The sequence below is a fragment of the Nostoc flagelliforme FACHB-838 genome (assembly GCF_014698065.1).
GTDB classification, from domain to species: domain Bacteria; phylum Cyanobacteriota; class Cyanobacteriia; order Cyanobacteriales; family Nostocaceae; genus Nostoc; species Nostoc flagelliforme_B.
In genome coordinates this window covers 1-2973 of the sequence record NZ_JACJSI010000576.1, presented here as the reverse complement: position 1 = coordinate 2973, position 2973 = coordinate 1, and the positions used below count along the sequence as shown (strand labels likewise).

Sequence of the window (2973 nt, the reverse complement as noted above, 5' to 3'; positions counted from 1 at the left end):
AATTAAAGTTTGCATCAGTGATCGCAGCAGTTGCTTCAGTTCAATTTCACGAGAAATCGCCTGTGAAGCTTTCATCACTGCTGCTAAATCGAAAGCAGTATGGAAGGGATTAGAGATAGTTTCAGCAGTAATCGGAATTAATGTGGAAGCGGCTCTAGACGACTGAGGAAAGAACTGTGGATAGCGAGTTTCTAAGTCTTTAACTTTAGCGGTTGCGCCCCAGCGATCGTAGCAGTAGTGAGCTTCTTTCATGTAGATCTGAGCAATCTTTGACCGACCTCGCGCTAAATAATGCTTGGCAGCTAATTCGTATGCTAACGCCTCTTCCTGGATGTATTCGTTTTCTCTAGCTCCTTGAATCGCTTGTTCGTAGAATTCTTCTGCCTCAAGCAACTGACCCAAAACTCGTGCAGTCTCGGCTTGCACCAGATAATATTTATGCAAATAATTCATTGGTGCATAATGTGCCCATTGTTTCATTTTCTCCTGGTTAACAGCAACTTTTTTGAGGATTTCCGACTGAGCTTGAGCGCTGCTTCCGGGGTATGTAGCCAGTCTTGCCAGAGAGTCATAGAGGTAGTACAAATGCTCCGAGGGAGCCGCTATTACTTCGCTCAAATGACTTGCCGCTAGGGTTGAGTTTTCAATTGCCTGAGAGTACTCAGAAAATAGATAGCATAGGAAAAGTTTGTTGAAATGTATTTTAAAGATTAAGTTTCCATTTATTTCATAGTGTGGCGGTCTATTCTCCTCATTGTAAGATTCGCCAATTAGACGACATGGATTGACCGAGCATCCCATCAAATTTAAGACAAACTGGTGAAATAGTTGATTCAAGGTTAGTGCTGTTTTCTGTTTGATTTCACGGATTGCTTCACTGTATATCCTCATCTCGCGTTCAAGTTCCACGAGTTCCTTTCCGACGACAAAGGAGTGGAAGCAGTAACCGTGAGCGCAATATGCAGCAAACTCTAAGTCCCCAGTTTCTAGTCCACTTTGATAGCCTTCTAGTAATGGCTCCAGTGATTCTCTAATATGTTCTTTCCAGTGGATGATGAAGACATTTACGAACAGTAATGTTCTAGCTCTGAGTGAATGGTTATGAGGCTGTGACAACTGCCTGAGAGCAAGCTGTCCAAATTGGTAGCCAACCTCTATGTTTCCGACCATTCCACAAAGAATTAACCCAAAGGTGGCATACACAAAGGGTGACACAAACGCGTTGCCATACTGGATTGACAGGTTGACCTGTTTAGATGCAAGTAGAGGCATCAGATCGGGAGCAGCCATATGGGCAGCAACCGTTATACTTGATAGAATCCGCATCGCCGCCAACTTTTCCGGCTCGGTCATTTCCGGCAGATGAATAAAGTCCTCGATCAGCTTCTCACTGAATCGGGATGTGATTGTGTCTAGTTCAAGCTGAATATCCGACTGACTTGGCTTTTCGGGAAAACTGATCCCCAATTGCTGTAAAACTTGCAACGCAGTATTGATTGCTTTCAATGGCTGACCCTGCGCTGTGTCGGTTTGAATTTTGACATCATAAAAGTTTACGATGTCGAGAACCGTTTTAGCTTCTTGCAGAACGATCGCGACCCAGGATTCTACCTGCTCAAAATCGCCACACAAATACGCAACTTCTGTTGTTTCTAGATATAAATCTAATGTCAGGTCATAGTCTGTTTTCCAGCTAGAAACTACCAGCCATGCTCTCCCTGCGGCTAAATAGTTCTGAGTCATACTATAGGCGATCGCTGCCTTTGCTTTCTGACCTGCGATTAAATTTAATTTGGCAATTTCATGGCGTTCTGCTTGATCGGTTACAAGCTCAATCGCATGATTTAGGTGCTCAACAATCTCAAACAGCCTCTCTGATAACCGCTTTGATAAGGTCTTTTCTAGTAAATTACGACCGATTTGGAGATGAACAACTTGTTTGTGCGACTCATCGATTAAGGCGTATGCAGCTTGCTGCACCCGGTCATGCAAGAACTTATACTCTTGAACTAACAAGTCTTTGTCTAATTCAGACAGAGGTTGAATTAATCCAGCTTGTATTGCTTCTAATAAATCCTGGAAAATTGCTTTCGGTGATTTTTCGCAAACGATCGCCAACGTTTCTAAATCAAACTCAGACCCAACACAAGCCGCTATGGAGAGAACTTGCTGTGTTGCTGACGGTAATTTTTGCAACTGACGTAGCAGCAACTCCACCACATTATCGGTGATATCTTGAGCTTCAATCTCAGTTAAGTTCCACTGCCAACTCAACTGTTGGGCATCAAAGGTTAATAGGTTTTCGCTATGCAGCAGCTTCAAAAATTCACCAACAAAGAAAGGGTTGCCCTCGGTTTTACGCAACACGACTTGGGTTAAGGAACGAACGGTATCAGGATTGCGATGTAATGTCTCAGCCACCAATTGAGTCAAGGGTTCCAGCGTTAAGGGGGTCAGGGTGATTTCTTGAAGCGCTGCTCCCTGGTTTCGCAGGCTCTCTAGCGTTAAGACCAACGGATGCGTTGGAGTCAGTTCGTTATCTCGGTAGGCTCCGATCAAAAACAGATACTGGATTTGCTCATCAAGTAAGATGAGTTCGATTAACTTCAAGGTCGCAGAATCGATCCACTGTAAATCGTCTAAGAAAATGACTAGGGGATGCTCTTTTGCACAAAACGCCCGCACAAATCTTTGAAACGTGAGATTGAAGCGATTCTGTGCTTCTGTTGCTCCAACTTCGGGTGTAGGCGACTGTTTGCCAATGATTAACTCAACTTCGGGGATGACATCAATGATGATTTGCCCGTTGCTGCCCAGAGCAGTGAGCAGGCGCGATCGCCACTGTTGCACTTGCTCATCCTTGGACTTTGGACAAAAAGAAGTAGTTCGCGGAAACAATACGAACAAGCGAATAATTAATCTTGTTTATAGTTACCAGAAGAAAAAAAGCATAGCCACCAGATCCCCAACGAG

At 44.0% G+C, this 2973-nt stretch carries 1 protein-coding gene; it reads right to left on the bottom strand.

Features of this window, described 5'->3' with window-relative positions; translation table 11 throughout:
* Positions 1–2898 (bottom strand): ATP-binding protein (locus H6G97_RS51755; protein ID WP_242056164.1); only part of this gene is annotated, 2898 nt, incomplete at its 3' end.
* Positions 2899–2973: the final 75 nt, after the last annotated feature.